The 23,364-nt window shown below is 72.1% G+C and carries 3 protein-coding genes; all 3 read left to right on the top strand.

Features of this window, described 5'->3' with window-relative positions; translation table 11 throughout:
* Positions 1-530 precede the first annotated feature (530 nt).
* Genes ACIQ8J_RS27965 through ACIQ8J_RS27975 form a run of 3 tightly spaced genes read left to right on the top strand, consistent with a single transcriptional unit; the run spans position 531 to position 23,332 of the window.
* Positions 531-15,314 (top strand): amino acid adenylation domain-containing protein, encoded by a 14,784-nt coding sequence (locus tag ACIQ8J_RS27965; protein WP_403277632.1) that lies wholly within the window; start codon positions 531-533, stop codon positions 15,312-15,314.
* Entirely contained in the window at positions 15,311-22,327 is a 7,017-nt protein-coding gene (locus tag ACIQ8J_RS27970; protein ID WP_403277633.1) for an amino acid adenylation domain-containing protein, read from the top strand. Before ACIQ8J_RS27965 ends, ACIQ8J_RS27970 begins: the two co-directional genes overlap by 4 nt.
* A complete protein-coding gene (locus ACIQ8J_RS27975; RefSeq protein WP_403277634.1) occupies positions 22,328-23,332 on the top strand; it encodes a 3-oxoacyl-[acyl-carrier-protein] synthase III C-terminal domain-containing protein in 1,005 nt (334 codons plus the stop codon).
* The last annotated feature ends 32 nt before the right edge of the window (positions 23,333-23,364 follow it).

Below are 23,364 nucleotides of genomic sequence, written 5' to 3' on the forward strand. Positions count from 1 at the left end.
CAGAGCCCACGGTCTCCGGGCAAGAAGAATTCGCCGATCAATTGGTAGCGTAAGTCAGGCCGACTTGGGGTTGATATAGAAGGCCTTGAGGACTCTTCAAGAGATGGAGTCATAGAAGTCCGCTGACGGAGAACGTGGATTCGTCTGCGATTTTCAGCCAATTCGCTCCGGGGTTCGTGGCTGAAAGTTTATGACGCCTGCTTGTGGACGTCGGGCGACCGGCGTGCGGGCCGTGGAGGGACTGGTCTGCCTGGAGCCCTTGCAGGCCCGCGGCCTCCTCTCAATTGCCTCGGCGGACCGCTGTGCCGTGACCGCCGGAAACGCGCAGCGCGGCGGGAAGGCAATCCCTGCGCGGCAATCGTCTGAACCGGATATCCGCTTGAGAGGCACTGTAGGGCAGTTGGAGGTAATGGGCTGTTGGCCGGGTCGTCCGTCATGGTGGTTGGGGTTCACGTCACCTGTCCCGGCAGTCCTCGATTTGCAGGGGCGTATCGCGTTCTACCCCCAATCCGATGGGAGTGCGGTTTTCCATGGCCACCTTTCTGTACACCGGTTCGGGCGAGCCGGAAATCTCCCCGAGTGCCGACGGAGCGGTGGCATTCCGCCTCGACGACGAACTCCTGAGCTCGGTCGAGGAGTTGGCCGGCCGGCTCGGGGGGACGGCGCCCATGGTTCTGCGGGCGGCGTTCGCGGTGCTGGTGCAGCGGCTCGGCGGGGCCGACGGCCTGGCGATGGGACTGCCGGTTGCGGGGTGGTCAGGGCTTCCTGGCGAGGGCGCAGCGGGGACGCCGTCCCTCCTTGCCGATGCCTCGGCGCTGCCCATGGATCTGCTCGATGGAGATCCGTCATTCACCGTGTTGGTTCGCCGGATCCGGGATCAGGCCGCGAGCGTGGACGACGACCCGCAGAGCCCGGCTTCCGGTCTGTCCCGCCCCCTCGCCGAACGCCGCGGACAGGGCATCGTCGGCACGCTCCAGTACGCGGACGGCCGGTTCGGCCAGGAGGCGGCTGAGTCGGTCGCGGACCAGTTCGTGCGGGTCGTACGACAGGTGGTGGCCGACCCCGGTCTGCGGGTCGGTGCGGTGGCGGTGTCGTTGGTGCCGGTGGGACGGCGCGAGCTGGAGGAGTGGGAGCGGCGGTATCCGGGGCTCGTGGAGGTGTGGCCGCTGACGGCGCTCCAGGAGGGGCTGACGTTCCACGCGCTGTTGGACCACTCGTTGCGGGACGCCTATCAGATGCAGTTCGTCTTCCACCTGCGTGGACCGGTCGACGGTACACGGATGAGGGCTGCGGGCCAGGCGCTGCTGGACCGGCACGCGAATGCGCGCACGGCGTTTGTGGCGGACGCCCACGGGCAGCCGGTGCAGGTGGTGGTGGGCGGTGTGGAGCTCCCGTGGCGCGAGGTGGATCTGGCGGGAGAGGCTGAGGCCGGAGCGGCGGTAGCGGCCTTCCTGGCCGAGGACTTGAGGAACCGCTTCGACGTGGCAACGCCGCCGTTGCTCCGGATGGCTCTGGTGAGGACCGGGTCCGAGCGCTTCGAACTGGTCCTGACGGCCCATCATCTGCTGTTCGACGGCTGGTCGCTGCCGCTGCTGACGCGGGACCTGCTGCGGCTGTACGAGGCCCACGGGGACGCCTCCGCGCTGCCGCGGGTCCCCGAGTACCGGGACTTCCTGCTGTGGCTGTCCGGGCAGGACCGGGACGCCGCGGCCCAGGTGTGGGCCGAGGAATTGGCGGGAGTGGACGAGCCGACCCTGCTGGCTCCAGTCTTGCGGTCCGGTTCCGACGGGGCGGAGCCGCAGGCCGGAGAGGTCGCCGAGGCCGAGGTGGCCCTGACCGGGGAATCGGCAGGTGAACTCCCCAAGCGGGCCGCCGAGTTGGGCGTCACCGTGGACACCCTGGTGCAGGGAGCCTGGGCGCTGCTGCTGGGCGGGCTGACCGGGCAGAAGGACGTGGTGTTCGGTGCGACCGTACCCGGGCGTCCGGATGCGGTGCCGGGCGCGGACGCGATGGCGGGGCTCTTCGTCAACACGCTTCCGGTACGGGCGCGGCTCGCGCCCACGGACACCGTGGCGGATCTGCTGCGCGGGATGCAGCAGCGGCAGGAGGCGCTCACCGGCCACTACTGCGGCCTCACCGACATCCACCGGGCCACCGGCACGAACCTCCTGTTCGACACCCTGGTGACATCCGAGACGTACACGGTGGATCACCTGGCCGACGACGGCGCGGGCATCGAGGTCACCGGTGTCAGCCCGTTCGCCGGCACCCACTATCCGCTGACGGTGACCGTCACCGCCGAACCGCGGCTGCGGGTGGCTCTGCAGTACCAGCGTCCGCTCCTCGACCGCGAGGGCGCCGAGGCGCTCGCCGAACGGTTCGCGCGCGTCCTTCAGCAGCTGGCCGCCGATCCGGACCTGCCGCTCGCCCGTATCGATCTGCTCGGGCCCGTCGAGCGGGACGAGCTGCTCAATGGGCACAACGACACCGCCGTACCGGTCGAGGCGGGTACCGTCCCCGCGCTCTTCGAGCAGCGGGCCGCCGCGACGCCGGACGCGGTGACGCTCGTGTGCGGCGACGAGTCGCTGACGTACCGGGAGCTGGACGCGCGGGCGAACCGGCTGGCGCGCGAGCTGATCCGGCGCGGGGTGGGCACGGAGACGGTGGTGGCGGTGTCGCTGCCGCGCTCGCCCGACCTCGTGGTGGCGCTGCTCGCCGTGATGAAGGCCGGGGGCACCTATCTGCCGGTGGACTCGGCGTATCCCGCCGACCGGATCGCCTACATGCTGGAGGACTCCGCCGCCCTGATGGTCCTGGCGGACACCGCGACCTCCGGTCAGCTGCCACAACTCGCAACCGCTGTCGTGCAGTTGGACGATCCTGAGGTCTGTGCCGCGGTGTCGCGGCTCGACGCCGCGCCGCTGACCGACGCCGACCGGGCGGGCCCCCTGTCCGTCGCGAACGCGGCGTACGTGATCTACACCTCGGGTTCGACCGGGCGGCCGAAGGGGGTGGCCGTCACCCACTTCGGACTGGCCGACCTGGTGGAAACCCAGCGGGCGCGGCTCGGCCTGACCGCCACGAGCCGCGTGCTGCAGTTCGCCTCGCCGAGCTTCGACGTCTCGGTGTACGAGGTGTGCATGGCGCTGTTCACGGACGCCACGCTGATCCTCGCCCCCCAGGACCGACTGGCCCCCGGCCGGCCGCTCATCGACACGATCGCGGCCCAGCGGGTGACCCATGTCTTCCTGCCGCCCGCGGTCCTCGGGGCGCTGCCGCCCGGCTCGCTGCCGGGCGTGACCTCCCTGGCGGTGGGCGGCGACGCGGCCACACCGGAACTCGTGACCGGGTGGTCCGAAGGCCGGGACATGGTCAACGCCTACGGACCGACCGAGACCACGGCGATCGTGACGTTCAGCGATCCGCTGATCGCCGACGGCCGCACCCCGCCCATCGGCCGCCCGATCGCCAACACCCAGATGTACGTGCTGGATGACGCGCTGCGGCCGGTGCCGGCCGGGGTGCCCGGCGAGATGTACGTGGCGGGCGCGTCGCTCGCGCGCGGCTACCTCGGCCGGCCGGGCCTGACCGCCGGACGTTTCCTCGCCTGCCCCTTCGGTGAACCCGGCCGCCGGATGTACCGCACCGGCGACGTGGTCACCTGGACGCCCGACGGCCAGCTGGTCTTCCACGGGCGCGCGGACAATCAGGTCAAGATCCGCGGATTCCGCATCGAACTCGGCGAAGTCCAGGCCGTGTTGCGCTCGCACCCCGCAGTGGCGCAGGCGGTCGTCGTCTGCGCCGAGCACGACGGCGACCGGCGTCTGGTGGGATACGTGGTGCCCGCCGAGGACCGCACCGGGCCGACCTCCGCCGAGCTGCGCGCCTTCGTGGCCGAGCGGCTGCCGGAGTACATGGTGCCGTCGGCGGTGGTGCCGCTTGCCGAGGTGCCGCTGGACCCGAACGGGAAGCTGGACCGGCGCGCGCTGCCCGCTCCCGACTACGCGGGCGGCGCCGACGGGCGGGCCCCGCGGACCGGGCGGGAGCAGACCCTGTGCGAGCTGTTCACGGAGGTGCTCGGCGTGGAGAAGGTCGGCATCGACGACGACTTCTTCGATCTGGGCGGGCACTCGCTGCTGGTCACCCGCTTGACGAACCGGATGCGTGCGGTGCTGGGGGTGGAGGCTCCCGCCCGGATGGTGTTCGACTCGTCGACGGTGGCGCGGCTCGCGGAGTCCTTGCCGACGGAAGCACGGTCGTCGCGTCCGGTGCTGCGGCGCGCCGAAGTGCGGCCGGAGCGGGTGCCGCTGTCGTACGCGCAGAGCCGCCTGTGGTTCCTGCACCGGTACGAGGGCCCTTCGGCCACCTACAACCTGTCGTACGTGCTGCCCCTTCGCGGTGAGCTGGATACGGGTGCGTTGGCGTCGGCCCTGCGGGATGTGGTGGTGCGGCACGAGAGTCTGCGGACGTTGTTCGTGGCGGACGGCCGGGGCGTTGGCGCGCAGCTGGTGGTGCCGGGCGGCGACGTCGTGCTGGAGGTGCCGGTGCGGGAGGTGGCACCGGATGCGGTGACCGCCGCGGTGGCGGAGGAAGTCGGGTACCGGTTCGATCTCGCGGCGGAGATACCGGTGCGGGCGTGTGTGCTTCGGTGCGCGGCCGACGAGCACGTACTGGTGCTCTTGATGCATCACATCGCGGCGGACGGCGAGTCGATGGCCCCGCTGGCCCGGGACCTGGGCGCGGCCTACGCGGCACGCCTGCGCGGGGAAGCACCCGAGTGGGACGGCCTGCCGGTCCAGTACGCGGACTACACGTTGTGGCAGCAGGAGTTGCTGGGGGACGAGACGGATGCCGGCAGTGTGCTGGCGGAGCAACTTGCCTACTGGCGCGAGGAGTTGGCGGACGTTCCGCAGCCGTTGAGTCTTCCGGTGGACCGGCCGCGGCCGCCGGTGCCGAGCCATCGGGGCGACACGGTCGACTTCGTCATCGAGCCCGGACTCCTGGCCGCGGTCGAGGACGTGGCACGGGCGCAGGGGGCCACCGTGCCGATGGTGCTGCAGTCGGCACTGGCGGTGCTGCTGCACCTCATGGGCGGCGGTGACGACGTGACGATGGGCGCACCCATCGCGGGGCGGACCGACGAGGGGCTCGCCGATCTGGTGGGCTTCTTCGTCAACACGTGGGTGCTGCGGGCGAACGTGTCGGGGAACCCGTCGTTCGAGTCGCTCGTGCGGCAGGTGCGGGACAAGGCCGTGACCGCGTACGACCATCAGGACGTGCCCTTCGAGCGGCTCGTCGAGTCGCTCAACCCCGAACGCTCCACCGCCTACCACCCGCTGTTCCAGGTGATGTTCGCCTGGCAGGCCATGGCCCACGAGGACCTTGAACCGACCGGTCTCAAGGCCCGGTTCGTCCCCGTCCCGACCGAGACCGCGAAGTTCGACCTGCTGTTCAGCATGGTCGACGCACCCGGGCAGGGCGTCTCGGGCGAGGTCGAGTACGCCACCGACCTGTTCGACCGGGGCACGGTGGAGGCCCTCGCGGCACGCTTCGTACAGGTGGTGCGGCAGCTGGCGGCCGACCCCGGGACGCGGGTCGGAGCGTTGGAGGTGCTGGAAGCGGCGGAGCGGCAGCGGCTGCTGTACGACCTCAACGACACAGTCGCGGCCACACCGGACCTGACGGTTCCCGGGCTCTTCGAGCGACAGGCACGGGCCACGCCGGACGCGGTCGCCGTCGTATGCGGTGAAGTGACGTGGACGTACGCGGAGTTGAACGCCCGCGCGAACCGGCTCGCACGGGAACTCCTGCGACACGGCGCGGGGCCGGAGCAGTTGGTGGGGCTCGCACTGCCGCGCTCGGCCGACCTGGTTGTCGGGCTGCTCGGCATCCTGAAGTCCGGCGCGGGCCATCTGCCCATCGATCCGCGCTATCCCAGCCGCCGCCTCGGCTTCGTCCTGTCCGACGCCCGCCCGCAATGCATCCTCACCGACTCCGCGACACAGGGCGTCCTGCCGCAGGACGAGGGCCGGGCAGTCCGGCTGCTCCTGGACGAGCTGGACCTCGCGAGTGGCGACGGCACTGACCTGCGGGACGACGAACGGACGGCCGCGCTGTCGCCGCAGAACCTCGCCTACGTGATGTACACCTCCGGGTCCACCGGGACCCCGAAGGGTGTCGCGATCACCCATCACGGCGTCGTGAACGGGGTACTGCGCCTCGCGCATCCCACCGGTGTCACGGCCGGGTCGCGGATCCTCGCCGGGACGTCGGTCGCCTTCGACGTCTCGGTGTTCGAGATCGTCACCGCGCTGACGGCCGGCGGCTCGGTCGAGGTGGTCCGGGACGTCCTGGAGCTCGCCGAGCGGGACAGCTGGACCGGTGCCGTGATCAGTACCGTGCCGTCCGTCTTCGGGGAGCTCCTCGACGGGATCGTCGACCGCATCGAGGTGGACACCCTGGTCTTCGCGGGCGAGGCGCTGCCCGCCGCACTCGTGACGCGGGTGCGGGCCGCGCTGCCCGGCGTGCGGGTGGTCAACACCTACGGGCAGAGCGAGAGCTTCTACGCGACCGCGGCCGTGCTCACGGACGCGTGCGGTGGCACGGGCAGCGCGCCGATCGGCAGGCCTTTGGGGAACATGCGCACCTATGTGCTGGGGCCGGGCCTCGCCCCGGTCGCGCCGGGCGTGGTCGGTGAGTTGTATGTCGCGGGTGCGGTGGGCCGGGGCTATCACGGGCGGTCCGGGCTCACCGCCGAACGATTCGTGGCGGACCCCTTCGGGCCTGCCGGGGCACGGATGTACCGCACCGGCGATCTGGCCCGCTGGACCGGCGCGGGACAGCTGGAGTACGCGGGCCGGGCCGACGCACAGCTGAAGATCCGCGGGCTCCGCATCGAACCCGGCGAAGTCGAGGCCGCGCTGACCGCTCACCCCGGTGTGGCACAGGCCGCGGTGGCCGTCCGCGAGGGCAGGGGGGCCGGGCGGCAGCTTGTCGGGTACCTGGTTCCCGTGCGGAACGCCGGCACAGACGCCGACGACATCGACCTCGCCGCCGGTGTGTCGGTGGGCGAGGTGCGCCGGTTCGCGGCGGACCGTCTGCCGGAGTTCATGGTCCCGGCCGTGTTCGTGGTCCTGGACCGGCTGCCGCTCACGCCCAACGGGAAACTGGACCGGGCGGCCCTGCCCGAGCCCGAGTTCGGCGCCGACCGTTACCGGGCGCCGCAGTCTGAGACGGAAGAGATCCTGGCCGCCGTCTACGCCGAGGTGCTCGGTGTGGACCGCGTCGGAGTCGACGACGACTTCTTCACCGTGGGCGGGGACAGCATCCGCTCGATCCAGGTGGTGTCCCGGGCTCGGGCCCGCGGGGTGGAGGTCAGCCCGCGGCAGATCTTCGAGGCCCGCACGGTGGCTGCTCTCGCCCGGCTCGCCTCGGCCCGCCGGCAGCCCGCCGCGGGCGCGGTGCTCGAAGAGTTCGACGGCGGCGGAGTGGGCCGGATGCCGCTGCCGGCGATCGACCGGCAACTGCGCGAACTCGGCGGCACTTGGGCCGGGTTCGCCATGTCGGCCCTGGTGGAACTGCCGCACGGCATCGACGCAACAGGGCTGACCGCCACCTTGAGCGCGGTCCTCGACCATCACGACGTACTGCGGTCGCGGCTGGTGCACACCGACGACGGGGGCCTGCTGGTCGGCCCGCCGGGCTCGGTGGACGCGGCGGCGCTGATCCACCGCGTCACGTGCGACGGCCGCTGGGACGCCCGGTGGCGGCAGGCCGCGGCGGCCGAACTGGACGCTGCGACCGGGCGGTTGGACCCGGACGCCGGGGTGATGGTCCAGGCCGTGTGGTTCGACCCGACGGAGGGCGGCGGCACCGGCCGCCTCCTGCTGGTCCTGCACCACCTGGTGGTGGACGGGGTGTCGTGGCGCATCCTGCTGCCGGACCTCGCCGCCGCATGGGCTCGGGTCCGCGCGGGCCGGCCCCCGGCCCTTCCGCGGGTGGCGACCTCGATGCGGCGCTGGATGCACGCGCTCGAAACGGAGGCGGCCGCCGAGCACAGGGCCGCCGAGCTGCCGCTGTGGAAGTCGGTCCTCGACGGACCGGACCCGGTCATCGGCTCCCGGCGGCTCGACCCCGCGGTGGACCGCATGCCCACCGTGGACACCGTACGGGTGCGACTCGCGGCACCGGTCACCGAAGCCCTCCTGACCACGCTGCCCGCGGCGTTCCGCTGCGGCGTCCAGGACGGCCTGCTCGCGGCCCTCGTGGTGGCCGTCGCCCGCCGCCGCGCGGCCCGCGGAACCGACGCGCCGTCCGTACTGATCGGCGTGGAGGGGCACGGCCGCGAGGAGAATGTGGTGCCCGGGGCGGACCTGTCGCGTACGGTCGGCTGGTTCACCAGCCTGTTCCCGGTGCGCCTCGACACCGCCGGGTGCGACCTCGACGAGGTGCTGTCCGGCGGACCGGCCGCCGGACGGCTGGTCAAGTCCGTCAAGGAGCAGCTCCTGGCGGTCCCGGACCACGGCATCGGCTTCGGACTGCTGCGCCACCTGAACCCGCGGGCCGCGGCCGAGCTGCGCCAGTACCCCGCACCGCAGGTCGAACTCAACTACCTCGGCCGCTTCTCCGCGGCCGACATGCCGCAGGACCTGCGCGGTCTCGGCTTCCACCAGGCCACCGACACCGTCGAACCCGCCGTACCCGACGCCGACCTGCCCGCACCGGCCGCGCTGCACATCGAAGCGCAGGCCACCGACACCGCGCAGGGGCCGGTCCTGGAGGCGGTGTTCTCCTTCCCCACCGGTGCGCTGGCGCGCGAGGAGGCGCAGGAACTGGCGGAGCAGTGGCGCGCGGCCCTGGAAGGTCTGGCCCGGCACGCCGCCGCGCCCGGCGCGGGCGGGCTCACACCGTCGGACGTGCCGCTGGTGTCCGTGGCACAGGGCGAGATCGAGCAGTGGGAACGCGGCCACCGGGGCCTCGCGGAGGTGTGGCCGCTGACGCCCCTCCAGTCCGGCCTGGTGTTCCACGCACTGCTCGCCGACGCGTCGTTCGACGCCTACCACATGCAGTTGGTGTTCCATCTGCGCGGGCCGGTGGACCCGCGGCGGATGCGCACGGCCGGACAGGCCCTCCTCGACCGGTACGCCAACTTGCGGGCGGCCTTCGTGCCCGGCGCGACCGGGGATCCGGTGCAGCTGGTGGCCCAGGACGTGGAGCTGCCGTGGCGGCACATCGACGCGCGAGATCTGGACGAGGCCGGGCGCGGTGCGGCCGTCGAGCGGTTCTTGGCGGAGGACTTGAAGAACCGCTTCGACCCGGCCGTGCCGCCGCTGCTGCGGATGGGCCTGGTGAGCCTGGACGCGGACCGTTGCGAACTCGTCCTCACGGCGCATCACCTCCTGTTCGACGGCTGGTCGTTCCCGCTGATCATCCAGGACCTGCTGCGGCTCTACGGCTCCGCCGGGGACGCCTCCGCGCTGCCGCGGGCCCCCGAATACCGGGACTTCCTGCGCTGGCTGACCCAGCAGGACCAGGAAGCGACCGCTCGCGCCTGGGCCGAGGAACTCGACGGAGTGGACGGGCCGACCCTGCTGGTGGCCCCCGGCAGTGCCGCACCCGAGCAGCCCGATGCGGAGGACGCCCGCTACGGCCAGGTCGAGGTGCCGCTGCCCGCGGACACGGCCCGGGAGCTGTCCCGGCGGGCCGCCGAGCTCGGCGTCACCCTCAACACCTTGGTGCAGGGTGCCTGGGCGGTGCTGCTCGCCGGCCTCACCGGAAGGCAGGACGTGGTGTTCGGGGCCACGGTGTCCGGTCGCCCGGCCACGCTGCCCGAGGTGGACACGATGGTCGGTCTCTTCGCCAACACCCTTCCGGTACGGGTGCGATGCGCCCCCGACGCCCCCTTCGCCCGGCTCCTCACCGAACTGCAGCACCGCCAGGCCGCACTCCTCGACCACCACCACTACGGCTTGACCGGCATGCACCGGGCCACCGGGACGAGCGTCCTGTTCGACACCCTTGTGGCGTTCGACTCCTACCCCGTGGACCGGCTCGGCCTCAGCGAGGCACACGACGCCGCGGGCATCACGGTCACCGGTCTGCGCCCGCTGTCCACCACGCACTACGCGCTGACCGTGAACGCCGCAGTGGACCCCCAGCTACGGCTGACGCTGCAGCACCAGCCGAACGTACTCGACCGTGCGACGGTCCAGCGGATCGCGGACCGGCTCCAGCGGGTACTCGCACAACTCGCCGTGAATCCCCACCAGTTGGCGGGACAGGTGGCCGTCCTTGAGGCGGACGAGCGGGAGCTGGTGCTGCACGGCTTCAACGACACCGCGGCTCACACCCCCGACGTGACGATCCCCGGCCTCATCGAGCAGCAGGTGGAGCGCACCCCGCAGGCGGTCGCCGTCGAGCACGGTGATGTCACCTTGACCTACCGGGAGCTGGACGCGCGCAGCAACCGGCTCGCCCGCGAACTGATCGCCCGGGGAGTCGGCCCGGAGACCGTCGTGGGTCTGTCGCTGCCGCGATCGGCGGACCTGGTGGTCGCACTGCTCGCCGTCCTCAAGGCGGGCGGCGCCTACCTGCCGATCGACCCGCGCTACCCGAGCGCGCGCCTGGCGCACATCCTGGCCGATGCCCGCCCGGTGCTTCTGCTCACCGAAGCCGAGACCCTCGACAGGCTGCCGAGGTCGGGCGTTCCGCACCTGCTGCTCGACGTCCTGAGGTGGACGGACGGCGACGACCGGCGGCCCGAGGTCGCTCTGCGGTGCGACAACGCGGCGTACGTGATGTACACCTCCGGCTCGGCCGGCGTCCCCAAGGGCGTCGCGGTCACCCACGCCAACGTCGTCAACGGCGTGCTCCGGCTCGCCGAGCGCACCGGCATCACGGAGGGCACCCGCACGCTGGCGGGCACGTCGATCAACTTCGACGTCTCCGTGTTCGAGACCGTCACCACCCTCGCTCACGGCGGCACCGTGGAGGTCGCCCGCGACGTGCTCGCCATCGGCGAACGCGGCGGCTGGAGCGGCGGCGTCGTATCCACCGTGCCCTCGGTCTTCGCCGAGGTGCTCGACCAGGCCGGCGGCCGTCTCGCCGCGGACACGGTCGTGTTCGCCGGCGAGGCGCTGCCCACGTCCCTGGTGCGGCGGGTGCGCGACAGCATTCCCGGCATCCGCGTCGTCAACGCGTACGGCCAGACGGAGTCGTTCTACGCCACCGCCCACACACTCGAACCCGGTGACGAGCCCGCGGGCAGTGCGCCGATCGGCTCGCCGCTCGGCAACATGCGCGCCTATGTCCTCGGTCCGGGCCTCCAGCCGGTTCCGGTCGGCGTCGTCGGCGAGTTGTACGTCGCGGGCAATGTCAGCCGCGGTTACCACGGGCGTCCGGGGCTGACGGCCGAGCGGTTCGTGGCCGACCCGTTCGCTCACCAGCGGGGCGCGCGCATGTACCGCACCGGTGACCTGGCGCGCTGGAATGATCAGGGGCAGCTGGAGTACGTCGGCCGCGGCGACTCCCAGCTGAAGAACCGCGGCTTCCGTATCGAGCCCGGCGAGATCGAGGCGGCCCTGACGGCCCACCCAGGTGTCGCCAAGGCCGTGGTACTGGCCCATGACGCCCACGGCTCACGCCGGTTGGCCGCCTACGTGGTGCCCGCCGAGACCGGCACCGACCCGGCCCCTGCGGAGCTGCGTGCCTTCCTCGCCGAGCGGCTGCCGGAGTACATGGTTCCCACCGCCTTCGTCGCCCTCGACCGGCTCCCGCTCGCCCCCAACGGCAAGCTCGACCGCGAGGCCCTACCGGCCCCCGAGCTGACCAGCAGCATCCCCTACCGGGCCCCGCGGGCGGGGCGGGAGCAGGTCCTGTGCGAGCTGTTCGGGGAGGTCCTGGGAGTGGAGAAGGTCGGCATCGACGACGACTTCTTCGATCTGGGCGGGCACTCGCTGCTGGTCACGCGGTTGGTGAACCGGGTGCGTGCGGTGCTGGGGGTGGAACTTCCGGTCCGGGTGGTGTTCGACTCGTCGACGGTGGCGCGCCTCGCGGAGTCCTTGCCGACGGAAGCACGGTCGTCGCGTCCGGTGCTGCGGCGCGCCGAAGCGCGGCCGGAGCGGGTGCCGCTGTCGTACGCGCAGAGCAGGCTGAAGTTCCTCGACGAGCTGGAGCCGCTGGCGACGTATCACCTTCCGTTCGTGGTGCGTCTGAGCGGTGGGCTGGATACGGGGGCGTTGGCGTCGGCCCTGCGGGATGTGGTGGTGCGGCACGAGAGTCTGCGGACGTTGTTCGTGGCGGACGGCCGGGGTGTCGGCGCGCAGGTGGTGGTGCCGGGCGGCGACGTCGTGCTGGAGGTGCCGGTGCGGGAGGTGGCACCTGATGAGGTGACCGCCGCCGTCTCCCAAGAGGTGGCCCGCCGGTTCGACCTGTCGGCGGAGATACCGGTGCGCGCCTGTGTGCTTCGGTGCGCGGCCGACGAGCACGTGCTGGTGCTCTTGATGCATCACATCGCGGCGGACGGTGAGTCGATGGCTCCGCTGGTCCGGGACCTGGGCACGGCGTACGCGGCACGCCGGCGGGGCGATGCACCGCGGTGGGAGACCGAACTTCCGGTGCAGTACGCGGACTATGCGCTGTGGCAGCGGAGGCTGCTGGGAGACGAAGGAGATCCCGAAAGCCTGCTGGCGTCACAACTGGCGTACTGGGACCAGGAGTTGGCGGACGTTCCGCAGCCGTTGAGTCTTCCGGTGGACCGGCCGCGGCCGCCGGTGCCGAGCCATCGGGGCGACACGGTCGACTTCACCTTGGACCAGGACGTCCGCGAAGCGGTCGAGGAGGTGGCGAGAGTTCACGGCGCCACGGTGCCGATGGTGCTGCAGTCGGCGCTGGCGGTGCTGCTGCACCTCATGGGCGGCGGTGACGATGTGACCATGGGGTCGTCCATCGCCGGGCGCACGGATGAAGCCCTGGGGGACCTGGTGGGGTTCTTCGTCAATACGTGGGTGCTGCGGACGAACGTGTCGGGGAACCCGTCGTTCGAGTCGCTCGTGCGGCAGGTGCGGGACAAGGCCGTGACCGCGTACGACCGTCAGGACGTGCCCTTCGAGCGGCTCGTCGAGTCGCTCAACCCCGAACGCTCCACCGCCTACCACCCGCTGTTCCAGGTGGCGTTCTCCTGGCAGCAGGGCACGGGCGGCCTCGAACTGCCGGGCCTGACGGCCACCCCCGAGCCGATCGTGACCGGGACCGCGAAGTTCGACCTGCTCGTCCAGGTCGAAGACACCTCGCAGCCGGGTCTCTCGGGACTCGTCGAGTACGCCACCGACCTCTTCGACCGGAGCACGGCAGAGGCCATCGCGGACCGATTCGTCGGCCTCGTCAGGGAATTGACGGCCGATCCGCACGCACGGCTCGACACCATCGGCGCCCTGACACACGCCGAGCGGGACCTGCTGCTCCATGAGGTCAACGACACGGCAGTGCCCACGCCCGAGGTGACGGTCGCCGCACTCTTCGAGCAGCGGGCGGCGGTTCTGCCGGACGCGATCGCGGTGGTGAGCGGCGAGGAGTCGCTGACCTACCGGGAACTGAACGCGCGCGCCAACCGGCTCGCCCGCGAACTGGTGCGGCGCGGGGTCGGCCCGGAATCGGCCGTGGCCGTGGCCGTGCCCCGGTCGTCGGCGTACGTGGTGGCGGTCCTCGCCGTCCTGAAGGCCGGCGGCGCGTACGTTCCACTGGCCCACGACCACCCGGCGGAGCGCCTGGAGTTCATGCTCCGTGACGCGCGCCCGGCGCTGCTCGTGACCACCACGGCGGTGGCCTCGGACGTGCCCGAGGGCGCCTGCCCCCGGATGCTCGTCGACGACCCGGGCACAGCCGCCGCCATATCCGCCGGGTCGGGCGAGAACCTGCCCGATGCCGGGAGGCCGGACCGGTTGGCGTACGTCATCTACACCTCGGGTTCGACAGGGACACCCAAGGGCGCCGGGGTGAGTCACCGCGCCGTGGTGGACCTTGCCGCGGACCGCGGCTGGGCCGGTGGCGCCCAGGAGCGGGTCCTGATGCACTCGGCGCCGACGTTCGACATCTCGGGCTACGAGATGTGGGTGCCGCTCCTGAACGGCGGCCGGGTCGTGGTGGCGCCGCCGGGAAGGCTGGATGTCGACGCGCTCGCCACGGTCATGGCAGAGCAGCAGGTGACCGCGCTGTGCATGTCCGCAGGACTGTTTGCCGTGATCGCCGACGAGCGCCCGGAGAGCTTCGCCGGCGTGCGAGAGGTGCTGACCGGAGGCGAACCGGTGCCTCCGGAGGCGGTGGCCCGGGTCCTTCGGGCCTGCCCCGGCATCACGGTGGTCAATGCGTACGGGCCGACGGAGGCAACAGTGTTCGCCACCTGTCACCGGATCACGGCCGCCGACCGGGTCGGCGCCGCGGTCCCGGTGGGGCGGCCGCTGGACAACGCGCGCGTCTACGTCCTGGACGACCGGCTTCGGCCCGTTCCGCCCGGGGTGGAGGGCGAGTTGTACCTCGCCGGCCCGGGGCTGGCGCGGGGCTATGCGCACCGGCCGGGGCTGACCGCGCAGCGGTTCGTGGCCTGCCCGTTCGGCGGTGCCGGTGAACGCATGTACCGGACCGGGGACGTGGTGGCGTGGACGAAGGAGGGTGAGCTGGTGTTCAAGTCGCGCGCCGACGACCAGGTCAAGATCCGGGGGTTCCGGGTCGAGCCCGGCGAGGTGGAGGCGGCGCTGATGACGCACCCGGGGGTGGCCCGAGCGGCGGTGATCGCCCGAGAGAGTCCGGGCGGCGCCGGAGGGCAGCAGTTGGTGGCATACGTGGTCCCGGCCGACGGCCGCGACGGCCCGGCGGCCTCCGGGGCCGGGGCCGAGGAACTGCGCGGGCACCTGGAACGCAGCCTGCCACCGTACATGGTGCCGTCCCTCTTCGTGCCGCTCGACGCCCTGCCGCTCACCCGGCACGGCAAGGTGGACCGCCGCTCCCTGCCGAATCCCCGCACTCCCGAGACCCGGCCCGCGGCCGCCGTGATCCGGCCGCGCACGGCCACCGAACGCGCGGTCGCCGCGATCTGGTCGGAGCTTCTCGACCGGGACGAGATCGGCGTGCACGAGAAGTTCTTCGACATCGGAGGGACTTCTCTCTCGCTCCTCGCGCTGGGCAACCGACTGGCCGAACTGGACCTGAACGAGGTGCCGTTGAGCGCGCTCTTCGAGCACACCACGGTCGAGGCGATGGCCCGCCTCCTCGACGACCGACCCGCCCGTGAAACCACTGACGAAATGGGGTTTGAACTATGACGCATCCGAGCCAATCCGACCGGGAGGCCGTGGCGGTCATCGGGGTGGCCGTGGCCCTGCCCGACGCCGACGACCTGGATGCCCTGCACCAGAACCTGCTCGACGGGCGGACCAGCGTACGGGCGCCCGGCAAGGAGCGGGTGCACTACGCCGGGGCGCCCACGGACGTCGACTACCTGAAAATGGGCTACCTCAAGCGGATCGACCTGTTCGACCACCGGTTCTTCGGACTCTCCCTGCACGAGGCGGAGTTGATGGACCCGCACCAGCGCATGGCCGCCCAGCTCGCCCACCGGGCGATCGAGAACGCCTGCTACGCACCCCGGGACCTGAAGGGATCCAACACCGCGGTCTTCCTCAGCGCGCCCGAACCCCACTACGCGAGCCTGTACACCGACGAGGACCCGCAGCAGATCCTCGGCTCGCACCCCTCCGCGGTGGCCGCCCGCGTCGCCTACCTCCTCGACCTGACCGGTCCCACACTCGTCCTGGACACCGCGTGCAGCAGCAGCCTCACCGCGGTCGCGGTCGCGGTGGAAAACCTGCGCAGCGGTCGGGCGGACCTGGCGCTCGCGGGCGGGATCAGCCTCTACCCGGTCATGGTGCCCGAACGCGACCGCACGCCCGTGCCGGGCCTGGAGTCGCCCGAGGGGGTGTGCCGACCCTTCGACGCGGGAGCGGACGGCTCCACCGGCGGTGAGGGAGGCGGACTCGTCCTCCTCAAGCGGCTGTCCGACGCGCTCGCCGACGGAGACCACATTCACGGCGTGCTGCGCGGAATAGCCCTCAACCACAACGGATTCCGCGCCACGAGCATGAGCGCGCCGAGCGCCCGCGGACAGGCCGAGGTGATCGTCGAGGCCTGGCGGCAGGCCGGTCCGGGCCCGCTCGACTACATCGAGGCCCATGGTTCGGGCACCCGGCTCGGCGACGTCATCGAGGCCGAGGGGCTGCGGCAGGCCTTCGCCGAGGCGGGCCGGAACGACCCGTGCGGGATCAGCGGAATCAAGGGCAACATCGGCCACCTCAACCACGCCGCCGGAGTCGCGGGCCTCCTCAAGGTCCTCGCCGCGCTGCGGCACGGCACCAGGTACCCGAACCCCAACTTCGTGACACCCAACCCGCTGATCGACTTCACCGGCCCGGTCCAGGTCGACGCGCAGGCCACGGCCTGGGAGCAGACGGAGGGCGGCACGCGCCGGGCGGGCCTGAGCTCCTTCGGCCTGACCGGAACCAACGTGCACGCCGTCGTGGAGGAGCCGCCCGCCGTGGCCCCGGCCCCGGCTGCGGACGAACCGGCGGCCGAGCTGGTCACCCTCTCCGCGAAGTCGCCCCGGGCGCTCGAAGCGTACGCGCAGCGCGTCGCCGACTTCCTCGACCGTACCGATCACCAACTGCCCGCCCTGGCCCACGCGTTGAACCGCGGGCGCGACGACCACCCGTACCGCTGGGCCGGCACCGCCCGCGACAACCAGGAGCTGGCCGACCTGCTGCGCGCCGCCCGCACGGGCGAGCGGGAGCCGTCGGCGGCGGCGCCCGTGGTGCTGCTCTTCTCCGGCGACGGCGAGCTGGGCGAGGAGACCTGGGCCGGTCTGTGCGCGGCCTTCCCCGAGCTGTCCGACGCCGATGGCACGAGCGACAGTTCCCCCGGCGCCCGGCAGCTCGCCCGGCAGCACGCGGCCTACCGGCTGGCGCGCTCGTTCGGCCTGACCGAGTCCCGCCTGGTCGGCTCCGGCATCGGCAACCTCGTGGTGCGGACCGTCCAGGACCCGGCGACGGCCGCGCAGTCCCGGCAGAAGGCGGTGGACGCCCCGATCACCAGCCAGGTCGACGAGGCCGGGCTGCGCCGCGCGGTGCGCAGCCTCGCCGACGAGGGCGCCGTCCTGGTCGAGCTGGCCGCGGACGGCACGCTGTCGAGGGAGATCTCCAGGATCGCCCCGGAGCTCCCGGTCGTACGTCTCTTCGCGGAGCCCTCACAGGAAGGTGTGCTCGGCGCGCTCGCCACGCTCTACTCGCTCGGCGCGGACCTCGACTGGAGCCGGTACTACGCCGGAGCCGAGGTGCGCCGCATCGAGCTGCCGACCTACCCGTTCGACGCCGACGAGGTGTCCTGCTGGTGCCGGCCACCGGGCGCCCCGCTTCCGGCGACGCGGCCCTCCGGCGCGGCGGCCCATCAGTCCACGGCATCGCACCGAGCCGAACAGGGCGACACGGAAGGTAGGTTGGCCGAAATCTGGACGAGCGTCCTCAAGGCCCAGGGGGTCGGACCGGACTCCAACTACTTCGATCTCGGCGGCACGTCCATCGCGGGCATCACGGTGCTGCGGCGGGCCCAGGAGGACTTCGGCGTCCACCTCACCTTCTCCGACCTGCACCAGCACCCCACACTGCGCGAACTGGCCACGCGGGTCGACGTCCTGCGCGCGGCCGGTACCGACCGGGACGACTGGACGATCACCCCGATACCGCGACCGGGCCGGCTGCCGCTCTCGTTCAACCAGGAACAGCTGTGGTACCTGGACCGGCTGAAACCGGGAACCCCCCTCTACAACATCCCCGTCAACCTGCGCTACGTCGGCGACTTCGACCTCGACGCGTACCGGGGCGCGCTGCGTGACGTGCTGGGCCGGCACGAGGTCCTGCGCACCCGCATCCTGGACGAGGACGGCAGGCCCTACGCGCTCGCCGACCTGCCCGAGCCGCAGCTGGCCTTCCGCGACCTCGCGGCGCTGCCGGACACGGAGCGCGTCGCGGAGCTGTCGCGGGTGATGACCGCGGAGGCGACGGCCCCCTTCGACCTCGGTCGGGGCCCGCTGTTCCGCACCGTGGTGGTCAAGATCGGCGATCAGGACCACGTGGTCCTGCACACCTGGCACCACATCGCCTTCGACGGCTGGACACCCGCCGTCTTCTTCCGCGAGCTCTCCGCCTGCTACACGGCCCGCCGCACCGGAGGCACCGCCGATCTGCCCGAACTGCCCATCCAGTACGCGGACTTCGCGGCCTGGCAGCGCCAGTGGCTGGACGCCGAGCGCACGGAGCGCGGCCTGGAGTTCTGGCGCGAGCAGCTGCGCGACCTGGACATCCCCGAGATGCCGATCGACCGCCCGCGCCCGGCCGCGCAGTCCTTCCGGGGCGACTCCGTGAAATTCGGGCTCGACCCGGAACTCGCCCGGCAGCTGCGCGCCTTCAGCGTGCGCGAGAGCACCACGAGCTTCGTCACCATGCTCGCCGTGATCGACGCGGTCCTGCACCTGTGGGCCGGCCACCAAGACGTCGTGGTGGGTGCCGCGACCACGGGCCGGTTCAACCCCTCCACACACGACCTGATCGGCTACTTCAACAACCTGCTGCCGTTCCGTACGAAGGTCGACCCGGGGCTGAGCTTCCGCGAGCTGGTGGCCCGCTGCGCGACTACCGCCACCGGGGTGCTCGACCACGAGGAGATCCCGTTCGCGAAGATCGTCGCCGACACGGACCACCGCGACCCCTCGCGGCACCCGGTGTTCACGGTCTGCTACACCCACCAGAACACCGCCACCGCCTCTCTCGACCTGGCGGGCCTGACGACCGAGAGCGTCGGGGAAGAGCTCTCCGGGATCTCCGGAGTCGCCCCGGGCACCTCCAAGTTCGACCTCACCTTCGGCCTGTACGACCAGGACGGCGGCCCGATGGACGGCTACCTGGAGTACGCGGTCGACCTGTTCGAGCCCGCCACCGCGCGCCACTTGGTCGATCTCTTCCAGACCGTCGCCGCCGCCGCGATGAGCGAACCCGACCGGCCCCTTGAGGAACTTGTCCAGGGCCGCGGTGAGCCGGTCGTCGTCGACGGCGAGCCGGCGGTGCTGGCCGGCCCGCGGCGGGACTGGCCCGACGACCGTCTGGTGAGCGAGGTCTTCCAGGAGCACGCCGCCCAGCGCCCGGACGCGATCGCCGTCGTCGACGGCGCGGGCGAGCACACGTACCGGGAGATCGACCGGAGGTCGAGCCGGGTGGCGCGAAGGCTCGTCGAGCACGGTGTCGGACCGGACAGCGTCGTCCCGGTGCTCGCGGGGCGCGGCGCCGACCTGGTGGTCGGCTGGCTCGCCGTCCACAAGGCGGGCGGCGCCTTCGCGACGATCGACCCGGCCGTGCCGGAGCAGCGGGTCCGGAGCATCCTCGCCGGGCTCACCGTCCCCGTGACGCTCATCGGGGCGGGCGCGGGCGCGGTGGCCGACGGCGGCGCGGGCCCCGTCGTCCGCATCGCCGACGCGGACGCCGATGGCGACGCCGGCCAGGACGCGGGCGCCGACGCCACCCTGCCGCAACGGGCCGGCGCGGCCAACATGGCGTACGTCTCGCACACATCGGGCTCGACCGGGCACCCGCTCGGCTGCGAGATCGAGCACCGCAGCCTGATCAACCTGCTGCACTGGTGGGGCGAGGAGACGGGGCTCGGCACCGAGGACCGCATCGCGCAACTCGCCGCCCCCGGTTTCGACCTGGCCGTGCTCGAAGTCATGTCGGCCCTCTACTACGGCGCGACTCTGTGCTTCGTACAGGACACCCTGCAGACTCCGCAGAAGCTCCTCGGAGAGCTGGCCGCGCACCGGATCACCGTGGCGGGCATGCCGACACCACTCGCCGAGCTGGTGCTCTCCGACTTCCCCGACGTGCCCGGCCTCGTCCTGCGGTCGCTGCTCACGGGCGGCGATCTGCTCCGGGTGCGGCCGCCCAGGGAGGCGCCGTTCGCGCTGATCAACGTCTACGGACCGACGGAGTGCGTGGTCTGCGCCACCGCGGGCCGGGTGTCCGAGGCCGGGTCGGGCTCCGACCTGCTCCCCGACATCGGGCGACCGCTCCCGAACGCCCAGGTGTACCTGCTGGACCGGCAGGGCCGGCCGGTGGCGCGAGGCGAGCGGGGCGAGGTCTACCTCGGAGGGGTCAACGTCGGCCGCGGCTACCACGGCAGGCCGGGCCTGACCGCGACCCGGTTCGTCGCCGACCCGTTCTCGGACGAGCCCGGTGCCCGCATGTACCGCACCGGCGACCTGGCACTGGTCCGCCGCGACGGCACCCTCGAATTCCAGGGGCGCGCCGACGACCAGCTCGAAGTGCGCGGCCACCGGGTGGAGCCCGCCGAGATCGAGCAGACCCTCATGCGGCATCCGCAGGTACGGGAGGCGCTCGTTGTCGCCGAGCAGCAGCCCTCCGGCGCCCCGCTCCTGGTGGCCCACGTCGCCGGCGAACAGCTCCCGGACGAGGCCGAGTTGACCGCGTGGGTGGCCCGTGAACTCCCCGCTTACATGGTCCCCGGCCGCGTGCTGCGCCATGACGATCTGCCCAAGACGAGCAACGGAAAGCTCGACCGCAACAGGATGAAGGAGACCGAGATGTCCGAGCGCGACACCATGAGCGAGTTGACGGCGGTGACGACGGCCGTGACGTCAGGCGCTGTTGTCGACGAAGCCGGGCGGGACGCCGAACGCGTCCTCGGCGAGATCTGGGCCGATCTGCTCGGCGTCGCGAAGGTGGCGCCGGGCGACAACTTCTTCCAGATCGGCGGCGACTCGCTGCTGAGCGTCGGCATCGCCTCGCGCGCCGAACGGGCCGGGCTGCGCATCACCCCGCACGACGTGCTGAGCCACCCGACCCTGCGCGGGCTCGCCGCCGTCGCGGCCAAGGCCCCCGTCGCAGCGCCGGAACCGCTCGCGGCCGCCGCCGCACCCCTGCTGGAGCCGGTACCGCCGAGCCCGCTGGTGCAGGCCATGCTCGCCAAGTCCGGCAACGCCGCACGGGACTTCATCCGGCCCATGATCCTGGAGACGGCCCAGGGCATCCGGGCCAACACGGTGCGCGCGGCGTTCGAGCGTCTGGTCGAGATCCAGGAGCCGCTGCGCTACCGGTTCCGCCACAACAGCCTGGGCTGGCGCATCGAGTGCGCCGAGCGCGAGAACGCCCCGTTCGTGGACACCAGGGTGCTGCCGCCGCTCGACGAGGAGCAGCTCCAGGCCCATCTGGCGGCCGACCTGGACGAACTCCTGGAGGACATCGACCTCGGCCGGGGCCCGGTGCTGCGGGCCAGGTTCTACGACCGCGGCGGCGACCTGCCCGGCGTAATCCTCTTCGTCATCCACCACTTCGTCTACGACGCCCTGTCGTTCGTGCCACTGATCGAGGACCTGAACGCCGGGTTCGGGGGCCACGCCCCGGCCGTCACGCGCCGGGCCGCCTGGCGGGAGTGGACGCAACAGCTGCGCGCGATGTCCGCGTCCGACGAGGTGGCCGGTGAACTCCCTTACTGGAAGGGGATCCTGAGCGCGGGGGCCGGGATGGAGCCGGTGCCCGAGAACGGCACGCCCGACGCGCCGCCGAGCCTCGTACGCCGTACCGTGGCAGGCAGCCCCGCGCCCCAGCTGTCCGACAGCGGCCCCTCCGGACAGCAGGCGGCGATGGCCGCGGTCGCCGTGGCCTGGTCCCGGTGGCGCGGCACCCCCGACGCCTACCTGAGCACCCTGGGCATGGGGGCCGCGCCGAACGCGCTGTGGCACGGTGACCGGAGCGCGTCCTTCGGCTGGTTCACCCACCTGTTCCCGACCTTCCTCAAGGTCGCGGCCGGGGCCGAAGTCGCCGAGATCCTGCCGGCCGCCGGTGCGGCGCTGTCCGTCCCCAACGACGGCATCGGGTACGGGGTCCTGCGCCATCTCAGCCCGCAGACCCCCGAGGTGGAGCGGCTGCGCACGCTGCCGGAGCCGCCGGTCATCGTGGAACACCTGGCGAACGCCAACAACGGGCTCGCCAAGCTGAGCGGCGATTCGGTCCGGATGCGGTCGATGGCCCTGTCGGTCCTGCCGGACTCGCTGCTCGCCCAGGTGCCGATCGTGGTCGAGAGCCACGTCATCGACGGGGTGCTCGAACTCGGTGTGGTCTCCCGCGGCTCGGTGGCCGACGCCGACATGGAGGCCTTCGCCGACCACCTGGTCGAGGCGTTCACCGAGCTCGCCGCCGCACAGAACGCGGACGGGGTGCACTGAATGGCGCCGACGACGGCCCTCCGGGCCATGGCCTTCCACCAGCCGGAGGGCGTACTGCCCGTCGCGGAGCTGCCGGGCCTCGACCGACTCGGCGAGGGCGAGCGGGCGAGCTGCGCGCAGCTGGGCATCGATGAGGTCCGCGCGGACGACTCGCTGTCCGCGTTCGACCTCGCGGCCGCTGCCGCCCGGCGGGCCCTGGCGGAAGCCGGACTCTCCGCGGCCGAGCTCGGCGCGCTGATCCTGGTCGACGCCCGAGCCCCGGAGACGCTGATGAGCTCCTCGGCCACCCGGCTCCAGGCCCTGCTGGGGGCGGAGGGAGCGGTGACGTTCTCGGTGGGCGGCCTCGGCTGCGTTTCCCTCACCCCGGCACTGCTCGCGGCCCGCGGACTGCTCGCCGCCGACGGGGACCTGGACAACGTCCTGGTCGTACACGGCAGCAAGCCGCCGACGCCGCTGCGCTACCGGCATCCGGTGACCGTCAGCGGCGACGGCGGTGCGGCCGCGGTGATCTCCCGCCATGGACCGGTACGGATCCTCGACATACTCCAGGAGACCAACGGCGACTACTGGGACCTCTTCCACGTCGACTTCAGGGACCGGCCGACCGACCAGTGGCGCGAGGAGTGCCGCTCCATCCCCGACTACTCCTTCCGCCTCGCCGTGGAAACCCGCAACCGCCTGCGCGCGCTGCACCGGCGCCTCCTCGAACGCAACGGCCTGGAACAGCAGGACATTTCCTGTTACCTCAGCCACAACCTGTCCGCCGGCGCGTTCCGGTTCACCGAGGAGGCACTCGACATCAAGATCAGTACGAGCTGCTTCGACAACCTCCGGCAGTACGGGCACCTCGGCCCGAACGACGTCCTGCTGAACCTCCACACGGAGCTCGAACGCGGCGGCCTCGGCGACGGACAGCGCGCGGTGCTGCTCAGCGCCAGCCCGGCCGCCGCGTGGAGCCTGCTGCTCGTGGAGATCGGCGACGGCGCCGCGACCCACTATTTGTGACGAACACCAGACAGGAGACCTCGGACGAACAT

Source organism: Streptomyces sp. NPDC094147 (assembly GCF_044764265.1).
Classification (GTDB): domain Bacteria; phylum Actinomycetota; class Actinomycetes; order Streptomycetales; family Streptomycetaceae; genus Streptomyces.